The organism is Bauldia sp. (assembly GCF_020442045.1).
Lineage (GTDB): Bacteria > Pseudomonadota > Alphaproteobacteria > Rhizobiales > Kaistiaceae > Bauldia.
This window is the reverse complement of sequence record NZ_JAGRLA010000044.1, coordinates 1-20,879: the sequence shown is the minus strand read 5'-3', so window position 1 is coordinate 20,879 and position 20,879 is coordinate 1. Positions and strand designations below refer to the sequence as shown.

The following is a 20,879-nucleotide window of genomic DNA, read 5'->3' as shown; positions in this document are numbered from 1 at the left end:
AGGGAGAAGCCTTGGACCCGCGACTTGGCCTCGTCGGCACGATCCTCATCGCCATCCTTGGCGGCGGTGTCGCGGCGTTTGCCGGGATGCCGGCCGCGTGGCTTTCCGGCGCGATGATCGCGGTGACCGCAGCGTCGCTGGCGGGCTGGGACACGCGACTGCCGCCCCGGCTGGTCGATTTCGCCTACCTGTTGATCGGAACGGCGCTCGGGTGCGGCGTGACGCCGGAACTGCTGAGCGGCGCGCTTGCCTGGCCGCTGAGCCTTCTCGGGCTGGCGATCACGGTGGCGGCCGTCATTGTCGCCGTGCGCGTCTTCCTCACCCGGGTGGCCGGCTGGGACCGGGATACGGCCTTCTTCTCCGCCGTGCCGGGGGCTCTCTCCTTCGTGTTGGCGATGGCCTCCGAATCCGATGCCGATATCCGCAAGGTCGCCACCAGCCAGAGCATCCGCGTCTTCCTGCTTGTCGCGGTCCTGCCCGGCCTGATCGTCGCGGTCGAGACCGATCCGCCGCTGCCCGCGGTCGTGCCCGAGGGATCGCTCGCTCATACCGTCCTGATGATCGTCGCCGCCGCCGTCGTCGGCCTGCTGTTTCGCCGGCTCGGAGTGCCATCCGGGCTGCTGACCGGGAGCTTCATGGCGAGCGCCCTCCTTCACGGCAGCGGCCTGGTCAGCGGTGCGCCGCCGGCGCCGCTGGTGGTTCTCGCCTTCGTGCTGCTCGGGGCCCTGGTCGGCAGCCGCTTCGCCGGGACCAGCCTCCGCTTCGTCGCCGGGATCCTGGCCGCTTCGATCGGCGCCTTCCTTGTCGCGACGGCGATCGCGGGGCTGATGGCGGTCGGCGTCGCCCGGATCATCGGCGTTCCGATCGACCAGGCGATCGTCGCCTATGCGCCGGGCGGCCTTGACGCGATGATGTCGCTCTCGCTGGCCCTCAACATGGATACCGCCTTCGTCGCCGCCCACCAGTTCGCCCGCTTCGCGGGGATCGCGATCGCCCTGCCGTTCGTGGTTCCGAAGCGCAGGATCGCGATTCGCGTGGATACCAGCGGCAAGGAGGACTGAAATCGCCGTCGTCGCCGGCGACTGTCAACAAAGCTTCAAACGGATTTGAGATGGTTACAATGCCGGCGCCGACGGTACCGGCGGATCGAGATGCGGGCGTCCTTCTCCCCCCGGACGTCGCGACGCGACTGTTCAACAGAGGTCACATCATGAATGCATTCACCAAGTCGCTGCTGGCGACGACTGCCCTTGTGCTGGCGGGCTCGGGCGCGATGGCCGGCGAGGTCAGATTCACGCCCGTCCCGTTCGCCGCCGACGACGCCCAGAAGCGCGCGGTCCTGGCCTCGACCGGTGTCGAGATCAACGGCCAGACCTACCCGATCGGCTTCTCGCTGCTGGCCCGCAGCGGCGACATCTTCGGCGACGTGGTATTCGGCACGCTGACCGACGAGAACGGCCAGCCGGTGAAGAGCGCCGACGGCTCGCCCCATGTCTCGGTCGATGCCGACTTCACCTCGCTGCTGCCGGTCGGCGAGAAGCTGTTCAGCATCACCCATTTCGAATCGCGTCCGGGCGCCATGTATCTCTCCGAGCTGAAGGGCGACGCCGAGGGCAGGCTCAGCATCGTCGGCACCAAGCCGATCGACTTCTCGTCGGTTGGTGGCCTGTGGGTTCCCTGTGCGGGCTCGGTGACGCCCTGGGGCACGCATCTCGGCTCAGAGGAATATCCGCCGGATGCGCGGGCGGTCGAGGAAGCGACCGCGATGGATCAGATCGACGACTATTACAAGCCGATGGCCCGCTACGCGGGCTTCGATCCCGCGACCGTCACGGTCGAGGACTTCAAGGCCGTGTTCAAGCCGTATCGCTACGGCTTCCCGACCGAGATCACGGTCGCGGAAGACGGCTCCTACACGGTCGCGAAGCACCGCGCCATGGGCCGTGTCGCGGTCGAGCTCGCCAAGATAATGCCGGACCGGAAGACGGCCTATATCTCGGATGACGGCACCAATGTCGGGCTGTTCATGTTCGTCGCCGACAAAGCGGGCGACCTCGGCGCCGGCATGCTCTATGCGGCGAAATGGAACCAGACCTCGGCGGACGGAGCCGGTGCCGCCGATCTCACCTGGATCAGCCTCGGCCATGCCGACGATCGATCCGTCACCGAGGGCGTCGCCCGTGGCGTGACCTTCACCGACCTCTTCGAGACGGCGGAGATGGCGGAGGACGGATCCTGCCCCGCCGGCTTCTCGGCGTCGAATGCGGAAGGTCGGGTCGAGTGCCTCAAGGTAAAGCCCGGCATGGAGATGCTCGCCTCCCGCCTCGAGACCCGGCGCTATGCCTCGATGCTCGGCGCGACCACCGAATTCCGCAAGGAAGAGGGCATCGCCCTCGACCCGGCCGGCAAGACGCTGTTCGTCGCCATGTCGGAAGTCGGCAACGGCATGGAGGACATGGCCAAGGACGGCAAATACGACAAGGGCGGCAGCAACGACATCCGCGTTGCCGCCAATCCCTGCGGCGCGGTCTACAAGATCGGCCTTGAAGCCGACCCGACCATCGGTTCGGACTTCGTCGGCAAGGGGCTGACGACGCTGGTTGCCGGCAAGCCCACCACCTATGAGGAGGGCAGTCCCTATGCCGGCAACACCTGCGACATCGACGGCGTCGCCAATCCCGACAACCTGACCTTCATGGATGGATACGGCACGCTGATCATCGGCGAGGACACCGGCTCCGGCCATCAGAACGATGCCATCTGGGCCTACAACATGGCCGATGGCGGGCTCACCCGGATCTTCTCGACGCCCTACGGTTCGGAGACGACCTCGCCCTATTTCTACAGCGACGTCGGCGGCCACGGCTACCTGATGGCCGTCGTCCAGCATCCCTACGGCGAATCCGACAAGGACAAGCGGACCGATCCGGCGGATGCCCGCGCCTATATCGGCTATATCGGGCCATTTCCGGCGCTGACCAACTGAGCCGGCGACCTTCGACACCGGATGCGGCGGGATCCCGGTCCCGCCGCATCGATCTCATATCGCGGAAACGGAGAGCGACGATGCCGCGCCGGATGATCCTTGCCCTGCTCGGCACGACCGCGCTTGCTTCGGCGGCGGCCGGCGCCTCGCGGCTCGGCGAGCCGCTCGAAAATCCGTCCGCCTTCATCCCGCCGCAATGCTATACGCGCACCCTCGACGTCTCCGGCAGCGTCCATAATCCGTGCTTCACCTGCCACGTCAAAGGCCGTTCGCCAAACGCCATCAACGACCGCGACCTCCAGCTTTCCTATGCCTTTCCGGCACCGGCACTGGTCAATCCTTGGAGCAATCTCTTCGAGGATCGCAGCGAGCGGATCGCCGCGATCAGCGACGACGAGATCCTCGCCTATATCCGCACCGACAACTACCACGCCCCGGACGGCACGATCCGGCTCGCGGCGACCCTGAAGGATCCGCCGCCCGGCTGGGACGCCGACGATGACGGCGCATGGAGCGGCTACGTCCCCGACGTCCATTTCCGGTTTGACGCGGAGGGTTACGACCTCGATCCGGCCGGTGGGCGGACCGGATGGCGGGCCTTCGCCTATACGCCTCTCCCCGGCAGCTTCTCGCCGGCGAGCGGCTCGACCGACGACGTCCTGATCCGTCTTCCGGAGGCCTATCGCCAGGACGCCGGCGGCAATCCCGACTGGCGGGCCTATGCGATCAACCTCGCCATCGTCGAGGCACTGATCCGGCGCCTCGACATCCCGATCGATCCGGTCGACGAGGCGCGCTACGGCGTCGATCTCGACAAGGACGGCACCATCGGCACCGCCACCCGCGTCGCCTTCGACTGGGCGCCGCTCAAGGGGCGCGACATGAGCTATGTCGGCCGGGCGGCAGCGCTGCAGGCGGCCGGCAAGGCGCCGCTCGCCGCCGGGCTCTATCCGCTCGGCACCGAGTTCGTCCATTCGGTTCGCTACGTCGACGTCGACGATGCCGACGGCGGCATCCGGCTCTCGCCGCGTCTCAAGGAACTCCGCTACATGGCGAAGACGGCCTGGCAGACCTACGCCGATCTCGAGGAAGGGGCGCTGGCCGAGGTCAAGGAGGACCACGACTACCCCGACCGGCTGCCGATCTTCGACGGCAATGCCGAGACCGGGCTGGCCAATGGCGTCGGCTGGCGCCTGCAGTCCTTCATCGAGGACCGGGAAGGGGCGCTTCGCCCACAGAGCTTCGAGGAGACCGTCTTTTGCGCCGGCTGTCACGGCGGCATCGGGGCGACCGACGATTCGACCTTCGCTTTCTCCCGCAAGATCGACACGCCGGACGGCGGCTGGTTCCACTGGAGCCAGCACGGGCTCGCCGGCATTCCCGATCCGGTCGGCGCCGACGGGCTCGGCGATTATGCCCGCTACCTCGTGGCCAACGGCGCCGGTGACGAGTTCCGCGCCAACGACGAGGTCATCCCGGCCTTTTTCGACGCCGACGGCAAGCCGGACCCGGCCGCGCTGGAACGGCTGAGGACGGACGTGGCGACGCTCCTCCACCCCTCGCGCCGCCGCGCCCTCGATCTCGACAAGGCCTACCGGACGATCGTCCTCGACCAGGATTTCGTCGACGGCCGCGCGGCGCTGCTGGCGCCGGCCGACAATGTCCGCGAGTCGGTCGAGCAGGACGAGCCGACGGGGATCGAGGACCCGCTGTTCTGAGGCGGTCGCGATCTCTCGGTGATTTTGGGTCTTGCGTCCTTCGAGGCCCCGCTTCCGCGGGGCTCCTCAGGATGGCCGGGCAGGTGCTTGCCGCTCCGGCGAGTGCGCTGTTCCGGGATGAGGCGGGCGTGCGTCCTTCGAGGCTCGGGCCTTCGCCCTCGCACCTCAGGATGGCGAGGGTGTTTCAGCCCGCGGTCACCTGCTGACCCATAAATTCCCGGCCGCGTCATCGAATCCCGACCCAGCTATCCCGAGGTGCTTCGCGAAAGCGGAGCCGCGACCGACGCCACCCGAGCCATTCCGAGAGCTTGCCCTCGGGCTCGACCCGAGGGTGCTTCGCGAAGCGGAGCCGCGAACGACGCCAACCGAGCCATCCTGAGGTGCTTCGCGAAAGCGAAGCCTCGAAGGACGCAAGGATGCCGAAGCAGCGGGCGCCGCTTCGGCCCAGACAATCGGTGGATAGGGATCAGCCCCCGGCGGGCGGGAAGACCGCGACACGGGTATTGCCGGCGGCGGACGCCGCCTGGCGCGGCTGGCCAGCCTTGCCATCGGTCGAGAAGGGCAGGCCGAGACGCTGCCAGACATCGACCAGGGCGATCGAAAGCCGATCGATCAGGCCGTCGTCATGGAACGGCGTCGGCGTGATCCTGAGACGTTCCAGCCCGCGCGGCACGGTCGGATAGTTGATCGGCTGGATATAGATGCCGTGATCCTCGAGCAGGATGTCGCTCGCCTGCTTGCACTGGTCGGCATTGCCGACGAAGAGCGGCACGATGTGGGTATCCGACGGCATCACCGGCAGGCCGGCGGCGCTCAACGCGGCCTTGGTGCGGGCGACGGCGCGCTGCTGGCCCTCACGCTCCGTCGAGGAGGCCTTGAGGTGGCTGATCGACTTCGTCGCCGCCGCGGCGAGCGCCGGCGGCAACGCGGTGGTGAAGATGAAGCCCGGCGCATAGGAGCGGATGGTGTCGACGATCACCCGGCTCGACGCGACATAGCCGCCAAGCGTGCCGAAGGCCTTGGCGAGGGTTCCCTCGATGACGTCGATGCGATCCATGACGCCGTCGCGCTCGGCGATGCCGCCGCCGCGCGGGCCGTACATGCCGACCGCGTGGACCTCGTCGAGATAGGTCATCGCGCCGTATTTGTCGGCGAGGTCGGCGATCCGCTCGATCGGGGCGACGTCGCCATCCATCGAATAGACCGACTCGAAGGCGATCAGCTTCGGCCGTACCCGGCTCTGCGCCTTGAGGATGTCCTCGAGATGTTCGAGGTCGTTGTGGCGGAAGATGAATTTCTGCGCGCCCGAGCGGCGCACGCCCTCGATCATCGAGGCGTGGTTGAGTTCGTCCGAAAGGATGACGCAATCCGGCAGCATCTTGGCGACGGTCGAGATCGCCGCCTCGTTCGAGACGAAGCCCGAGGTGAAGACCAGCGCCGCTTCCTTGCCGTGCAGGTCGGCGAGCTCCGCCTCGAGCATGACCAGGGGGTGATTGGTTCCCGAGATGTTACGGGTGCCGCCGGCACCGACGCCCATCGTTCCGGCCGCGTGGGTCATCGCCGCGATGACCTCGGGGTGCTGGCCCATGCCGAGATAGTCGTTGGAGCACCAGACGACGATCTCGCGGTCGCCGTCCTCCGCGTGATTCACCGCGTAGGGGAAGCGACCCGCAATCCGCTCCAGGTCGGCGAAGACGCGGTAACGCTTTTCGGCGTGGAGGGCGGCAATCGCCTCGGCAAAGATCGACTGGTAGTCCATAAAGCTACCCTGTTTTAGAATGCTGCGAAATTAGAGGGCGGGGCGGCGCAAGTCCACCGGCACTTTGCCGCGCCGGGCCTCACAGTTACTTGATCCTGATCAAGCGATTACGACGGTGCCTTCGCGTAGCGGGCGATTTACGCGAAAAAGCGTCCCTTCGGGCCGAAGCCGCGGTGCGGCCCCTTGGGGACAGCCCTGCTCAACCGGTATAGCTGACGCCGCGATAGCGCATGCCGATCTGCACCGCGCCGACGATGATTCGCGACAGGACCTCCATGTCGACGGGCATCCGTGGCCGCCAGACATCGAGAAGCAGGGCGATCCGGGGCTCGTCGGCGTTGTTCATGACCTCGTGGGGGAAGGTGTCGTCCCACAGCAGGGTGTCGCCGTCGGCGATCCGGTATTCCTTGTCGTCGATCATCATGATGGTGGCCGGCCGCCCGTCTGCCTGTTTCGGGATCTGCAGCCCGAGATGGAACCGCATGACGCCGCGGAACGGTCCGCGATGGCGGGGGATATGCTTGTGCGGCGCGAGGAAGGAGACCGTCGCGGACTTGACCTCGGGGCATTCGGCGAGCAGGCCGGCCAGCACCGGCATGCGGGCAAGGTTCTCCGGCACATCGACGTCATAGGCCTTGAGGATCAGCATCCGCCAGTCGATCCCGTCATTGGCCGAGATATCCGCCTGCTCGGGCATGATGTCGTGGAAGCGCGGCATGGATTCGAGCTTGGCGACCTTGGCCTCGTCGCGGATCGCCTCCCACTTGGCGGCGAATTTCGCGGCATTGGGGAAATCGATGTCGACGTCGAGGACGGACGGGGCGTCGATGCGCTTCTCGTAGATGCGGCGAACGACGTCCGAAGCCTTGTCGTAGAATTTCGTCATTTCACGATCGACTCCCCGCTGCTGCCCTCGCCATCGGTAACCATGGCTCGACGGCGAATTCAGGGCATAGTCTAGCGAAACCGCCTGTCGCTGCCGAGACGGCGTCTGGTCGCGCCAGGGGAAGCCGCTATCGCGGAGAATGGTTGCGCGGGCCATGGCGCTCCGCCTACCATCGCGCGCGCCGGAAGGGCGATCAGGGAGCCGATGATGCATTGGAGATTGAGAAACGCCGTTCTGGCGCTGGCGGCGATGGTCCTTGCGAATGTGTCAAGCGACGCCCTCGCCGCGCGCTGCGGCAATACCGGCGCCGGATTCTCGCGCTGGCTGGCGGATTTCAAGCGGGAGGCGGCGGGCGCCGGCGTATCGTCGAAGGTGATCGCCTCGGCCCTGAACGGCGTCACCTACGACACCAGCGTGATCCGGCTCGACCGCAACCAGAAGCACTTCAAGCTGAGTTTCCAGAAATTCTACGCGACCCGCGCCGCGCCGCTCGAGGGCGTTGCCCGCAGCCGTTACAAGCAGAATGCCAGCCTCCTCCGGGGCATCGAAAAGCGGTTCGGCGTGCCCGGCGAGGTGCTGGTGGCGATCTGGGGACTGGAAACCAGCTTCGGCGCCAATACCGGCAACAAGAAGGCCATCCGTTCGCTGGCGACGCTTGCCTATGACTGCCGCCGCTCGGCATTCTTCACCGAGGAGCTCTACGCCGCCCTGAAGATCGTCCAGCGCGGCGACCTCTCGCCATCGCAGATGATCGGCGCCTGGGCCGGCGAGCTTGGACAGACGCAGTTCCTCGCCACCTCCTACATAAAGTTCGCCGTCGACTGGGACGGCAACGGTCATCGCGACCTGATCCGCAGCAAGTCGGACGCGCTCGCCTCGACCGCGAATTACCTCAAGGCCTATGGCTGGCGCGCCGGCCAGTCCTATCAGCCGGGCACGCACAACTACACCGTGCTCGGCCAGTGGAACAAGGCGGCCGTCTACCAGCAGACCATCGCGGTGCTCGCCGGCAAGATCGCGGGCCGGTAGCCGATGGCAAGGGGAGGCGGGGATGGCGAATTTTCTCGTCTGCCATGGTGCCTGGTCGGGCGGCTGGTCATGGGCCCGGATGCGGGAGCCCATCGCCAGGCGCGGCCATAGCCTGCTGACGCCGACCTATACCGGCCTCGGCGAGCGCAGCCATCTCCGGGCGCCGATGATCGATCTCGACCTGCATATCGCCGACATCGCCGGGGTGATCGAATTCGAGGATCTGCGGAAGCTGGTCCTGATCGGGCACAGCTACGGCGGCATGGTCGCCACCGGGGTCGCCGACCGCATGCCCGACCGGGTGACGATGCTGATCTATCTCGACGCCTTCGTGCCGGAGGACGGCGAGAGTGTCCTCGACCTGAGGCCGGCGGCCGAAGCCGACAGGATGCGCGACCAGGTGAGCGGGCCGGGGGACGGGTGGCGCCTGCCGCCGCCGCCGCTGGCGCCCGACGTCGCCGAGGAGGATTTCGACTGGCTGAACCAGCGGCGGAGCTGGATGCCGTTCCGGACATACACGCAGCGCATCAAGCTGACCGGCGCCGCCCGCGACATTCCGGGGGCCTATATCCACTGTACGGGGAAGTCCGGCGGCGACCCCTTCAAGGCGATGGCCGAGCGGATCCGGGCCCGGCCCGGCTGGCGGTGCTACGAGCTCGACGCGGGCCATACGCCGAACATCACCATGCCCGAAACCCTGGCCGAGCTGCTCGACCAGATCGTCGGAGGCGGCGCGGTCCATTGAGCAAGCCGGTCACCATCGCCGTCGAAGGAAGCGGCACGGTTTCCGGGTTGTTCGACCGCGGCGCGGAGGCGCGCGCCTGCCTCGTCATCGCCCATGGCGCCGGGGCCGGGATGACGCACCCCTTCATGGCAATGGTGGCGAGGGGCCTGGCCGAAGCGGGCATCGCGACCCTGCGGTTCAATTTCCCTTATATGGAAGCGAAGAGTCGCCGGCCGGACCGTCCGCCGGTGGCGGTGGCGACGGTCCGTGCCGCGGTGGCGGAAGCCGCGAGGCTTGCGCCGGACCTGCCGCTCTTCGCGGGCGGCAAGTCCTTTGGCGGGCGGATGACCTCGACCGCCCAGGCCGAAGCGCCGCTGGCGGCGGTGCGCGGGCTGGTCTTCTTCGGCTTTCCCCTCCATCCGCCGGGCAAGCCCTCGGACGATCGCGCCGCCCATCTCGCCGGCGTCGCGGTGCCGATGCTCTTCCTGCAAGGCACGCGCGACACCTTCGCGGGACTGGATCTTCTCGAACCGCTTTGCCGCCGCCTCGGCGGTCGCGCCACGCTGCATCTCTTCGAGGACGGCGACCATTCCTTCCACGTCCGCAAGGCGAGCGGCCGGACCGACGCCGACGTGCTTGGCGAGATGATCGCGACGGTGGCGGCCTGGATCGACGGCCTGCTTTGATGGTTTCCCGGCGGCAAGGCGATTGACCGGCCGTCGCGAAGGGTCGACCATGGCCGCGATATCCTGTTGCTTGCCCACGGATTCCCCGATGCAGACCGACCAGCCCACCCAGGAACGACCCGGCCCGGCCTTCGACCCCGATCGCGCACGGCGGCTTGCCGAGGCGATGAAACATCTCGACGGCGCGCTGATGCCGATCCTGCGAGCCCTCCAGGAGGAGTATGGCTATATCGACGACGCGGCGGTGCCGGTGGTCGCCGACGTCCTCAACCTGACCCGGGCCGAAGTCCATGGCGTCGTCACTTTCTATCACGACTTCCGTCGCTCCCCGGCCGGGCGCCATGTGGTGAGGCTGTGCCGGGCCGAGGCCTGCCAGGCGACCGGCGGCGAGACGCTGGCGGCGCGCGCCGAAGCCGCGCTCGGCATCGCAAGCGGCGAGACGACGGCGGACGGGCGGGTGACGCTGGAGGCAGTCTATTGCCTGGGGCTCTGCGCGGTGGCGCCGTCGGCGATGGTCGACGGCCGGCTGGTCGGGCGGCTCGACGACGCGGCGCTCGATGCTCTCATCGCCGGGCTCGGGGAGTGAGGGATCCCGTGTTTGCGCGCGGGTACCGCCTGAATGATCGTATTGCACAAACGGCACATACATTGGTCAATCACTTACTACCAAGGGTTGACCAATTGATAGACTCTTGACAATTTTGCCTGCATGGACATCTATGACAAACGAATTACCCCCCGTCGGATTAGCCGCAAGGCTCCCGGCGGGGTTATTTTTTGATGGACGGGCCAAAGAAAAAAAGAGCCGTTTCCTTCTTTGACGGCCAGAATCTGTTCCGTCACGCAATGGCTGCCTTTGGCCATTTTCATCCTAATTTTGATCCCATCAAACTAGCCGACGCGATATGTGCTTCTAAGGGGTGGGAACGCCGCGGTGTCCGCTTCTACACTGGCGTTCCGCTCGCTCAGCATGATCCCATGTGGCACGGATATTGGGCCGCCCGATCGTTGGCGATGCGCCGGTCAGGCATTTTGGTGACGACACGGCCCCTACGATACCATTCCGAGAAAGTCGTTATGTCGGATGGTTCCGAGCAGACGATATACACGCCTCATGAGAAGGGAATCGATGTACGTCTCGCCTTGGATGCGGTGCGATTGGCACGACAGGACCAATACGACGTCGCAATTATCTTCAGCCAGGATTCCGACTTGGGTGAGATCGTCGAGGAAATCCGAGAAATCTCCGAGCATGAAAAACGCTGGATAAAGGTCGCTTGTGCTTATCCCAGCAGCGCCACCGCGTCCGCCCGTCGTGGAATAGCCAAGACCGATTGGGTTCCAATGGATCAGGCATTTTACGATCAGTGCCTTGATCCGAGAGATTATCGCCCGAGAACAGGCTAGACAAAAGCCGCCAAGCTTAAATTTGAACGTTGTCCAATAATCTTGCGAGATAGTTCGCTTGGCCATCTTGGCCGTGCGCATCATCGACGCTTGCCGCGTTCGCTATAGGATGCTGCGATTTTTCGATTGAATCCCGAGCATCTGGCCTCCACCTAATCCGGCATGATTTCAGCCGCGGGCCTCGCCCTTTCCGAGATATTCTCGCCGCCGTTCCGCTCGGTCATGTGGAAGTCCCTCGGACTGACGATCGCGGTCCTGTTCATCATCTGGCTGCTGCTCGAGGGCCTTCTCGGCTGGCTGGTCGATATCCGGAGCTATCCGTGGCTGGAGACGACGATCTCGATCGTTGCCGGCCTCGGCCTGTTCATCGGACTCGGCTTCCTGGTGGCGCCGGCCGCGGCGCTGCTTTCGGGCATGTTCACCGACGAGGTCGCCGGTCTCGTCGAGCGGACGCATTACCCCGCCGACCCGCCGGGCCAGGACCTGTCGGTTGCCGCCGCGATCGGCGACACCATCGCCTTCACCGGCATCGTCATCGTCGTCAACCTCGTCGCCCTGGCGCTGCTCCTCGTGCCCGGGGTCAACCTCGTCGCCTTCTTCATCGGCAACGGCTATCTGCTCGGCCGGGAATATTTCGAGGCGGCGGCGCGACGTTTCACGGGGCGGGCGGAAGCGCGGGCGCTCCGCCGGGAAAACGGCCCGACGGTCTTCGTCGCCGGGCTGCTGATCGCCCTGTTCCTGGCGGTGCCGCTGCTCAACCTCTTCACGCCGCTCTTCGCGGCGGCCTTCATGGTCCACGTCCACAAGCGGCTCAGCGGCTCGCGGCGAATGGCGTCCGGGCAGCCGCGGAATCCGTGACCGGAGAATGTCTCAGGGCGTCGACGGCAAGACGCCGATCGCACCGGCGCCAAAGGTCACGTCGAAAAACAGGTTCCACATGAACCACGCCGGCAGAAGCGGCCGGTCGGGACCGCCAAAGCGGTAATAGTCGTAGCTCTCCTTGTTCGCCGGATCGTCGCTCCAGAAGGAGTAGCGGTGCATCCGCGCCGCGCCCCAGCGGCCGGCAAAGGCCCAGCGGTCCTTCACCAGCGGGGCGGTGAGGTCGACATAGACCGGCGTTACGCGCAATTGCGACGGCGCGGCGCCCGGCGCCAACGGAGCAGGCGGCGTGTCGCTGCCGGCCTGGGGCTGGCTGCCCGGAGGCCCGACGGAGTGGCCGCCCTTGTCGGCGACGTCCGTGGTCGGGGCGGCGTTCGAATAGACGCCCGAGGAATCGAACTCGACACAGCCCATCTCGGCGCAGAATTCGAACAGCAGCGCCACCGGTCCGAACACCGCGAACATCCATTCCGGCACGTCCGGGTCGAAGGTTCCGGTGATCGTCCCGCCGCCGGGATTGGGGGTGTAGTCACCCGCCTCGATCATCTCCACCTGCAGCCCCGATGGCCATGGGATGTCGGGCACGACCGTTTTCCGCGGCTTGTAGTAGCAGTTGTGCCGGCCGCGGCTGACATAGACCACCGGATGGGTGTCGATGCCGGTGGTGGTGTCGCGCTGCCGGGTGACGTCGGTCCATTTCGCGAATCCGTCGGCGCCCGTGATGTAATACGGCTCGGACTTGCGGAAGTAGCAGGAAAGCACGGGCAGGGTCTGGGCGACGTTCTGCGCCGTCGGCAGCCGCTCGAAGAGCAGCGAGATGCCCGACCAGTCGCCTTCGGCCTCGTAATAGGCGTCCTTGTCCGGGGCGAAGGCGGCGGGGAAGAAGAAGTAATAGGTGATCAGGTACCCGTCCTTGATGGCGCGGGCGACCGCGGCGTCCCGGGCCTCGATCTCGTCGAGGAAGAAATGGGCGTTGGGTACGTCACCGGCCTTGCAGACCACGCCATACATGGTGAGCTTCGAGGCGATGGTGCGGTTGGCGTGCAGGGCCTCGACGGCGGCGATCTGCGGCATCAGCCTCGGAGCCGCGGCGGCGCCGCTGGTGACGAGCGGCGTCACCGACGTGAAATGGCCCGGAGAGGCGCCCGCGAGGTCCGGCGGACGGATCTGCCCGCGGTCCCTGACTCTGGGCCAGACCGGTGGAGCCGCCTGAGTGTCGAGGCGGTAAAGGCTGGAGGCGGCAATGGTGGTGTCGAGATCGACCGGGAAGAAGCGCTCGCCCGGATCGAAGTGCAATTCGGGAGCGAAGACCTCCACCGCCCATGTATAGGCGTTCTGCTGCGGGGCGGCGGCGGGAGTATCGCAGGCGGGGGTGAGCTTCTGGGCCATCATTCCGCCTCCACCGCATCCAGGAGGTCCCGGAACTGGCGGTCGCCGTCGGCAAGGCGGGGCACCAGCACCCGCATCAATTCGCGAAGCCGGTCGAATTCCGGCCCCTGCATCTGGCAAAGGGCGCCGATGTCGAAGAGCTCCTTCACCTCGCTCAGGTACTCCTCGCGCCGTTCGGAACCGGGCGGACCGGCAATGCCCAGGAGCCCGCCGAGAAGCTCCTTCTTGGCGAGCCCGATACCGGGACCGCAGCACCAGGCGTCACGCATCGCTTCGCCGATTCCGCGATAGCGCGCGATGGTGCGGGCATTACCCGCGCGTACCTTGCGGACCAGCGCCCGCATCCGCTCGTGGCGGGCCTTCAGGCAATCGGCGAGTTCGGCGAGCCGCCGAGCATCCATGTCGCGCAGGATGTCGGTCATCTCGGCGACCGCGGCCGCCTGGCGAGGCGTCATCTGGCAGCCGCAGAGCATGCCGGCGAGCGCGTCGCGCCAGGCGTCTTCGTGATCCCTGCGGTCGATGCGGACGTGGCCCACGTCGCCTTGGAAGGAATAGCGATGGTCGGCACGCGGCCAGTGGCCGATGGTGATCACCTGCTGCGGCTGGCGCATGCCGATCGGCATGTCGAGTCGCGTGCCGACCACGGTGCCATCCTGATGCAGCCTGCCGATGCAGACGCCGTCATATTCGAAGACCACCGAGGACCACTGGTTCAGCGGCACCGGCTGGTTGGCATCGACCGCCACCCAGTTCTGCCCGTCGTAGATGGTCGCCGAGAGGTGCCCGTTCGCCTCGACCATGAAGGCGAAGGCCATGAAGCCTTCGACGATATTCAGCCGGTGAGGCAGCGCCGTGGGTCTGATTCGCGCCTCGATGCGAAGGCCGGCGAAGCGCTGCAGGCTGTCGCCGCCGACCGGCACTTCCAGCTGGTCATTGCCGCCGGCGAGCCTGACGTAGCCCTGAAAGGGGGTGGGGCCGCCGAGAAGGTCGGCGTGATTTCCGAACCGGGTGTGATCGAGCGTCCTTCCGCCGTCGAAACGGCGCATCGGCAAGTCGATGACCGTCGTCCAACTCATGGCCACTTCTCCGGGCGATGAGGTCAGATGCTGGAAACGAGTATTGCGTGATGAAAATTGTCCGCCTTGATCGAGATCATCCCGGAAGAAATTTATCCGGGATCAGGGCGACGACTTGCGAAAGGGTGAGGATTTCTTTCGGTGACGATGGCAAGACCAGAAGAGAAGGGTCAACAACGCTTCCCCAAGAGACGAATTGACGAACGCATCGGTAGCAGGCGCCCAAGGCCCGAGCATATCCTGTGAATTCGGAAAGTGGCCCCCCCTGATTTGCACCTTGTGGCCCTTTCGATGGGGCCACGAAATGATAACGTCCCGCGCGATGAACGAGAGAATCCGGAGAGTACCGAATGTACGTTGTCGGCGATGAAGAGATCGAAGCGCTTGCGCGGGTGATCCGGTCGGGAAAGCTGTTCCGCTACGGCGATGAAGAGCGTGAATGCGACCGGTTCGAGCGGCGCTACGCCGCCTTTCTCGGCGTCGATCACACCGCCCTGACGGTCAGCGGCACCTATGCGCTGTCGGCGGCGATGATCGCAGTCGGCCTCGGCCCCGGCGACGAGGTCCTGATTCCCGCCCACACCTACATGGCGACGGCGACCGCGGTGCTGACCACCGGCGCGATTCCGGTGATCGTCGATGTCGACGAGAGCATCACCATCGATCCGGCGGCGATCGAGGCGGCGATCGGACCGCGCACCAAGGCGATCGTGCCGGTGCATATCTGGGGCGCGGCCTGCGACATGAACGCGATCATGGAGATCGCGGAGCGGCGCGGCCTGACGGTCATCGAGGATGCCTGCCAGGGCGTCGGCGGCGGCTATGAAGGGCGGATGTTCGGCTCGATCGGCCATATCGGCGCCTTCAGCTTCAACTACTTCAAGAATATGACCGCCGGAGAGGGCGGGGCGATCTCGACCTCGGACGAGGAGCTCGCCCGGCGCGCGCGCTGCGCCATCGACCCCTGTCACTTCTACTGGACCGGCCGCGAGGACGGCATGAAGCCCTTCGCCGGGAATGGCGGCCGCGCCTCGGAGCTGCAGGGCGCGATGCTCAACGTCCAGCTCGATCGCATCGGCGCGATGATCGACGCGATGCGGGCGCAGAAGAAGAAGATCGTCGCGGCCACGTCGCGCCTCGACAATCTCGGCCTCAAGCTGTCGCCGATGAACAGCCCCGAGCACGACTGCGCCGCCCATGTCATGTATCTGATGCCATCGGCCGGGCAGGCGGCGGACTTCGTCAAGGTCTTCCCGGCGGTGATCGCCGGCAAGACGGGGCGCCACACCTATACCGAATGGGACCAGGTGCTGATGGGGGCCGGCGCCGCGCATCCGGCGATGAACCCCTATAACCACCCGGACAATGCCGAATGCCGGACCGAATACAGCAGGGACATGTGCGCCGGCTCGCTCGACATCCTCAACCGCACGGTGATGGTGCCGACCAGTCCGACCGCGACGGATGCCGAGACCGACGCCATCATCCACAATATCGGCATGGCGTCTCGGGTGGTGCTTGGCGGCATGAGCCGCGAGGAGGTCGAGCTTCGCCCGGCCGGATCCTTCGACCCGCAGAAATTCGACATGGCGGCCGAGGACGCCACCGAGGAAGCGCTGTAGCAGCGCTGCGCCGCCGGCGAGGGAAAGTCGGAAGGGCTGACGATCAGGCCGCGCCGGCGCGCAGCGCGTCCCGGAGCGTTCGCATGCCGATGACATCGAGGTCGAATTCCTCGATCCATTCGGCGATCTTTGCGGTGCGGAACAGCGCGTATTCCTCGGTGCGGATGTGGGCCGCCCCGGGATTGACAACCTCGAAGTCGCCGGGCTGGTTGAAATGCAGCGACAGGAAGGTCAGCCCTTCCGGGATCGCCGCGAACATCTCGCGATAGGCGGTTTCGGCGTCGGTGGTGCGGTCCCACGGCGTCTCGAGGACGGCGTCGAAGACCGGCTCGCCCGCCGCGCGGGCGGCCGCCACCTCGGCATCGTAGCCGGCGGGATCGAGCGGTCCCGCATAGCTTGCCGGATTGTAGCCCTCGAGGCTCCTGACCAGCAGGGCCGGGACGCCGAGCTCCTGGCCGAGCCGGCGGAAGATGCCGACGAATTCCGGCATCTGCGCGGTTCCCATATGGGCGTCGAGATGGGTGATGTCGAAGCCGGCGGCGCGGGCCGCGCCGAGCTGGGCGCGCAGCTCCGCCTCGACCGCTTCCGGTGCCGCCTTGCGGGCGCTCGGCACGTCCGGCCAGAAATAGCCGAACGCGTCCGTCAGGCCCGCCGACGGCGGCGGCGCGGTCAGCGGCCGCCAGCGATAGGGCTTCTGTTCGCTGGTCAGGGTGAGATGGACGCCGAGGTCGAGGGCGGGATCGGCGGCGGCGAGCTCGGCGGCCTCCGGAAACCAGGGGCAGGGCACCATCACCGATCCCGAACTGCACGACCCATGAGCGGAAAGCGCGACGAAGGCGGCGTTCGCCCCATGGGTCATGCCGACGTCATCCTCGTGGATGACGACCCGTTTGCGCCCGCCTTGCCTCACTGCCGTCATCGGTCGTCGCTCCTGCCGAAGTCACGCGTGCCGCGCCATGCGATGGAACGGCGAAACTGGGCGAGGTCCGGCCTCCTGTAAAGGACAGGTTGGGCAAGTTCGGAAGGGAACACTTCGCCGCGCGGCCGCTGTGGGGGGAGGCGGAGGGGCGCGACGTTTCTTCGCTTCGCGGTCGCTCGAAATCTCTCCGCCGGTGACGAATCCCGGCTATGATGCCGACGCGCTCACGGCAGGAGACGAGACAATGAAGTCGAGGCAGATCGGGCGTATCGGGTGACGTTGTTCGGCCAGGCCGACACAGGAGTGAAGTGATGGCCCTATTCAAGGCGGTGCACCGCGCCAAGCCCAATGCCTACGAAAAATTCGACGCGCTTCTCGACGGCAAGACCACGAATTCCGACCCGGAGCACTACAACATCAGTTCCGGGAAGGTGAAGATCAAGGTCGAGGGCACCGGCTTCGAATATACCGGTGCCTTCGGGCAAGGTTACGCCACCTATGGCACGATAGAAAAGATGAGCGTGTACGTGTCGGGCACGCTCTATTACAAGGTCAAGGGGCTGACCCTCCCCATCGCCAATATCATCAACGCCGCCGATCTCGACGATGCCCTTCACGCGATCTTCCTGGGTGACGATACGGTCAAGGGATCGAAGGGAAACGACACGCTTCGCGGCTTTGGCGGCAACGACACGATCAAGGGCGGCGCCGGCAAGGACAAGCTCCAGGGCGACGAAGGGAACGATACCCTCAGCGGTGGCCGCGGCAAGGATCAGTTCATTTTCAAGGACGGAGTGGGCAACGGCATCGACACGATCACCAAGCTGGCGCCGCAAGAGAAGATCTTGCTGGATCATACCGCATTCAAGCATATTGGATCGGAGGGGCCGCTCGACCCGAGCGTTTTTCACGAGGGCAACGCCGCCACGACGGCGGACCATCACGTTATCTACCACCCGCCAAGCGGCACTCTCCTCTACGACCCCGACGGTGTCGGCAGCGACGTCGCGGTGGCGTTTGCGCGATTGCCCGTCAATACGGAGCTCGACGTCGGCCAGATCTTCGTCATCTGACGGAATGTGCCGGCCGGAGCGCCGGTGGCCGAACCGCGTGGTCGCGCGGCGCGGCGCTCGCCTTGCCCGGCGAACGGCGCTAGGGTCATCCGCCGGGCCGTTCGTTCCCGGCGCGTTGCCGGCAACCGCGAAAAGATGGAAATCCCGGACCAGCGGGAGGGGAGGATGAATGGAGCCCGGCGGGGAGTATGATCTCGCCGTCATCGGGGGTGGCGTCAACGGCTGCGGCATCGCTCGGGACGCGCAGGGTCGCGGTCTGCGGGTGTTCCTCGCCGAGATGGCCGACCTCGCATCCGCGACGTCCTCCGCCTCGACCAAGCTGATCCATGGCGGGCTCCGCTATCTGGAATTCCACGAGTTCCGCCTCGTCCGCGAGGCGCTGGCCGAGCGCGAGGTCCTCCTCGCCTCGGCGCCCCATATCATCTGGCCGATGCGGTTCGTCCTTCCTTACCACGATGGCCTGAGGCCGTGGCCGGTCATCCGGTTCGGCCTGTTCGTCTACGACCACCTCGGCGGCCGGCGGATCCTGCCGCCGACGCGGAGCGTCGATCTCGCCAACGACGCCGTCGGCATCGGTCTCAAGCGGAAGTACCGTCGCGCGTTCGAATATTCGGACTGCCGGGTCGATGACGCGCGGCTTGTGGTCCTCAACGCCCGCGACGCCGCCGACCGCGGCGCGGAAATCCGCACCCGGACGCGGTGCATCGCGGCGCGACGCGAGGGCGCGGCCTGGCGGCTGACACTCAAGGACCTGCGCGACGGCCGGCGCTTCGTCATTTCGGCGCGCGGGCTGGTCAACGCCGCCGGGCCGTGGGTCTCCGAGGTCCTGACCGGCGTTGCCGGGCTCGATGCGCCGGCGCGCGACAGGCTGGTCAAGGGCAGCCACATCGTCGTCGACCGGATCTTCGATCACGACCGTGCCTATATCTTCCAGAACGCCGACGGACGGATCTGTTTCGCGATTCCCTACGAGGGCGGCTTCACGCTCATCGGGACGACCGACGAGGAGTTTGGGGGCGATCCCGCGACCGCGGCGATCAGCGAGCCGGAGATCGACTATCTGCTCGGGGCGGTCAGCGAATATCTCGAGAAGCCGATCGCCCGTTCGGACATCCGCTGGAGCTATGCCGGGGTGCGGCCGCTTTACGACGACGGGGCCTCGAAGGCGCAGGAGACGACGCGCGATTACGTCCTGACGCTCGACCAGCCCGGAGACGATGCGCCGCTTCTCTCGGTCTTCGGCGGCAAGATCACCACCTATCGGCGTCTCGCCGAACACGCGCTGGAGAAGCTCGCGGGGACCTTCCCGCGGATGCGGCCGCCGTGGACGAGGACCGCGACCCTGCCGGGCGGCGACATACCGGTGGCCGGCTTCGACGACTGGGCGGAGAATGCGGCTGGCCGCTACCCTTTCCTGGAGCCGAAGACCGTCAGGCGACTCTGCCGCGCCTACGGCACCCGCATCGACGCGCTGCTGCATGGCGCCGGCTCGGTCGCGGATCTCGGCCAGGATCTGGGCGGCGGGCTCAGCGAACGGGAAGTCGCGTATCTCAAGGCCAACGAATGGGCCGAGACCGCGGAGGATATCCTCTGGCGGCGCTCGAAGCTCGGGCTTCATCTCGACGAAAGCCAGCGGGCGGCGGTGGCGGCCTGTGTCGGCGCTGCCGCGCCGGCGCAGTCGGCGCGGGCGGGATAGGCTGTCCGGCGCATCCCTCGGGAGCACCTTCGCGGGAAACAGGGAGACGCCAGCCGATGCCACGCTTCATCCTTGCCATCGATCAGGGGACCACGTCGTCGCGGGCGATCGTCTTCGATGCGAAGCTGAGACCGGTCGGCAGCGCCCAGAAGGAGTTCACCCAGTTCTTCCCGAAACCCGGCTGGGTCGAGCACGACCCGGAGGAGATATGGCGGAGCGTCGTCGCGACCTGCCGTTCCGCGATCCGCAGGGCGAAGATCGGTCCGGCGGATATCGCGGCGATCGGCATCACCAACCAGCGCGAGACGATCGTCGTCTGGAACCGGAAGACCGGGAAGCCGATCCGCCGGGCGATCGTCTGGCAGGACCGGCGGACGGCGGACCTCTGCGCCGCGTTGCGCGAGCGGGGGCGGGAGCCCGAGGTCACCGCGCGGAGCGGTCTGCTGCTTGATCCCTATTTCTCGGGCACCAAGATCGGTTGGCTTCTGGATGCCGCCAGGGGCGCACGCAGGCGGGCGGAGACCGGCGACCTCTGCTTCGGCACGGTCGATTCCTGGCTGGTCTGGAAGCTGACCGGCGGCAGGGTCCATGCCACCGACGCGACCAATGCCTCGCGGACGCTGCTCTTCAACATCCACAAGGGCGGCTGGGACGACACCCTGCTCGACCTGTTCGGCGTGCCGCGGGCGATGCTTCCCGAGGTCAGGGATTGCGCCGCGGATTTCGGCGTCACCGACAAGGCGATCCTCGGCGCGGCGGTTCCGATCCTCGGCGTCGCGGGTGACCAGCACGCCGCGACCATCGGCCAGGCCTGTTTCGGGACGGGGATGCTGAAATCGACCTATGGGACCGGTTGCTTCGCCCTGCTCAATACCGGCGACCGGGCGGTGCGGTCCCGCAACCGGCTGCTGACCACCATCGCCTATCAGCTCGGCGGCAAACCGACCTACGCGCTGGAAGGCTCGATCTTCATCGCCGGGGCGGCGGTGCAATGGCTCCGCGACGGCCTCAGGATCATCAGGCGCGCCGG

18 protein-coding genes are annotated in these 20,879 nt (G+C 66.6%); 13 read left to right on the top strand and 5 right to left on the bottom strand.

Annotation, left to right across the window (positions count from 1 at the left end; translation table 11 throughout):
- The first annotated feature begins 11 nt into the window (after positions 1-11).
- The 3 genes from KDJ86_RS05125 to KDJ86_RS05115 all read left to right on the top strand — a co-directional run bounded on the left by KDJ86_RS05125 (position 12) and on the right by KDJ86_RS05115 (position 4,704).
- Positions 12-1,061: an AbrB family protein gene (locus tag KDJ86_RS05125; RefSeq protein ID WP_291743666.1), complete on the top strand. Its 1,050-nt coding sequence runs from the start codon at positions 12-14 to the stop codon at positions 1,059-1,061.
- Positions 1,062-1,210: 149 nt separating this feature from the next.
- The gene (locus KDJ86_RS05120; protein WP_291743664.1) at positions 1,211-2,986 is read left to right on the top strand and encodes a PhoX family protein; all 1,776 of its coding nucleotides are present in this window, start codon (positions 1,211-1,213) and stop codon (positions 2,984-2,986) included.
- Positions 2,987-3,066: 80 nt separating this feature from the next.
- Complete coding sequence (locus tag KDJ86_RS05115) at positions 3,067-4,704, top strand: Aq_1262 family (lipo)protein (RefSeq protein ID WP_291743662.1); 1,638 nt, start codon at positions 3,067-3,069, stop codon at positions 4,702-4,704.
- A gap of 466 nt (positions 4,705-5,170) precedes the next feature.
- Here KDJ86_RS05115 and hemA read toward each other — a convergent pair whose 3' ends face one another.
- Entirely contained in the window at positions 5,171-6,463 is a 1,293-nt protein-coding gene (gene hemA, locus KDJ86_RS05110) for a 5-aminolevulinate synthase (RefSeq protein ID WP_291743661.1), read from the bottom strand.
- A 199-nt stretch (positions 6,464-6,662) separates the two neighbouring features.
- Entirely contained in the window at positions 6,663-7,349 is a 687-nt protein-coding gene (locus KDJ86_RS05105) for an aspartyl/asparaginyl beta-hydroxylase domain-containing protein (protein WP_291743659.1), read from the bottom strand.
- Between the two features lie 219 nt (positions 7,350-7,568).
- On the opposite strand from KDJ86_RS05105, the gene KDJ86_RS05100 reads away from it, so the two are divergent.
- The 6 genes from KDJ86_RS05100 (at position 7,569) to KDJ86_RS05075 (ending at position 12,053) form a co-directional block, all read left to right on the top strand.
- Entirely contained in the window at positions 7,569-8,378 is an 810-nt protein-coding gene (locus tag KDJ86_RS05100) for a lytic murein transglycosylase (RefSeq protein ID WP_367116751.1), read from the top strand.
- 22 nt (positions 8,379-8,400) lie between these two features.
- Positions 8,401-9,123: an alpha/beta fold hydrolase gene (locus KDJ86_RS05095; protein ID WP_291743655.1), complete on the top strand. Its 723-nt coding sequence runs from the start codon at positions 8,401-8,403 to the stop codon at positions 9,121-9,123.
- The gene (locus KDJ86_RS05090; RefSeq protein WP_291743653.1) at positions 9,120-9,788 is read left to right on the top strand and encodes an alpha/beta hydrolase family protein; all 669 of its coding nucleotides are present in this window, start codon (positions 9,120-9,122) and stop codon (positions 9,786-9,788) included. The genes KDJ86_RS05095 and KDJ86_RS05090 overlap by 4 nt, the downstream gene beginning before the upstream one ends.
- Before the next feature lie 88 nt (positions 9,789-9,876).
- Positions 9,877-10,374: a formate dehydrogenase subunit gamma gene (locus KDJ86_RS05085; RefSeq protein WP_291743651.1), complete on the top strand. Its 498-nt coding sequence runs from the start codon at positions 9,877-9,879 to the stop codon at positions 10,372-10,374.
- 194 nt (positions 10,375-10,568) lie between these two features.
- A complete protein-coding gene (locus KDJ86_RS05080; protein WP_291743649.1) occupies positions 10,569-11,195 on the top strand; it encodes an NYN domain-containing protein in 627 nt (208 codons plus the stop codon).
- Positions 11,196-11,357: 162 nt separating this feature from the next.
- Complete coding sequence (locus KDJ86_RS05075; RefSeq protein ID WP_291743647.1) at positions 11,358-12,053, top strand: sulfate transporter family protein; 696 nt, start codon at positions 11,358-11,360, stop codon at positions 12,051-12,053.
- A gap of 12 nt (positions 12,054-12,065) precedes the next feature.
- On the opposite strand, the gene KDJ86_RS05070 is transcribed toward KDJ86_RS05075, so the two are convergent.
- Both KDJ86_RS05070 and KDJ86_RS05065 read right to left on the bottom strand, forming a co-directional pair.
- Positions 12,066-13,463, bottom strand: a complete 1,398-nt coding sequence (locus tag KDJ86_RS05070) for a hypothetical protein (protein ID WP_291743646.1) — start codon at positions 13,461-13,463, stop codon at positions 12,066-12,068.
- Positions 13,463-14,539: a LamG domain-containing protein gene (locus tag KDJ86_RS05065; protein WP_291743644.1), complete on the bottom strand. Its 1,077-nt coding sequence runs from the start codon at positions 14,537-14,539 to the stop codon at positions 13,463-13,465. The genes KDJ86_RS05070 and KDJ86_RS05065 overlap by 1 nt, the downstream gene beginning before the upstream one ends.
- Before the next feature lie 350 nt (positions 14,540-14,889).
- Here KDJ86_RS05065 and KDJ86_RS05060 point away from each other — a divergent pair, with 350 nt between their 5' ends.
- The gene (locus KDJ86_RS05060) at positions 14,890-16,161 is read left to right on the top strand and encodes a DegT/DnrJ/EryC1/StrS family aminotransferase (protein WP_291743641.1); all 1,272 of its coding nucleotides are present in this window, start codon (positions 14,890-14,892) and stop codon (positions 16,159-16,161) included.
- A 43-nt stretch (positions 16,162-16,204) separates the two neighbouring features.
- Here the strand turns inward: KDJ86_RS05060 and KDJ86_RS05055 are convergent, their stop codons facing one another.
- Entirely contained in the window at positions 16,205-17,080 is an 876-nt protein-coding gene (locus KDJ86_RS05055; RefSeq protein WP_291743640.1) for a ChbG/HpnK family deacetylase, read from the bottom strand.
- Positions 17,081-17,391: 311 nt separating this feature from the next.
- Between KDJ86_RS05055 and KDJ86_RS05050 the strand changes: the two genes are divergently transcribed.
- From KDJ86_RS05050 to KDJ86_RS05040, 3 genes are all read left to right on the top strand, one after another.
- Positions 17,392-18,153, top strand: coding sequence for a calcium-binding protein (locus tag KDJ86_RS05050; protein ID WP_291743639.1), 762 nt, complete (start codon positions 17,392-17,394; stop codon positions 18,151-18,153).
- Positions 18,154-18,322: 169 nt separating this feature from the next.
- Positions 18,323-19,849, top strand: coding sequence for a glycerol-3-phosphate dehydrogenase (gene glpD / locus KDJ86_RS05045; RefSeq protein ID WP_291743637.1), 1,527 nt, complete (start codon positions 18,323-18,325; stop codon positions 19,847-19,849).
- A gap of 56 nt (positions 19,850-19,905) precedes the next feature.
- On the top strand, positions 19,906-20,879 hold a 974-nt coding region (locus KDJ86_RS05040; RefSeq protein WP_291743635.1), incomplete at its 3' end, for an FGGY family carbohydrate kinase.